At 45.0% G+C, this 229-nt stretch carries 1 pseudogene; it reads right to left on the bottom strand.

From position 1 onward, the window contains the following. Window positions 1-229 (bottom strand): annotated as a pseudogene (locus tag SB658_RS28200) (D-alanyl-D-alanine carboxypeptidase); the annotation flags it as partial.

Below are 229 nucleotides of genomic sequence, written 5' to 3'. Positions count from 1 at the left end.
AAATCGGCTCAGATGTGGTCAGCTTGATCAGTTTCTGTTTTCCTTTTTTCACTTTTACCGTTCCGACGATTTGATTCCGTTTGTACAGCGGGTGTGTTTTGAACTGGCTGAAGGCGTAATCAAGCATTTTGGTCACTTGGGCGTTTCTTTCTTTCGGGGTGCTGGCTCCGAAAACGACAGCAATGACCCTCATATTCCCTTTTTTAGCGGTGGCGGTAAAACAATACTT

Origin of the sequence: Bacillus sp. SIMBA_008 (genome assembly GCF_046535495.1) — a bacterium.
In the GTDB taxonomy this organism is placed as follows: domain Bacteria; phylum Bacillota; class Bacilli; order Bacillales; family Bacillaceae; genus Bacillus; species Bacillus subtilis.
Note: the sequence above shows the minus strand (reverse complement) of the source record. Positions and strands in the feature narration are given on the sequence as shown.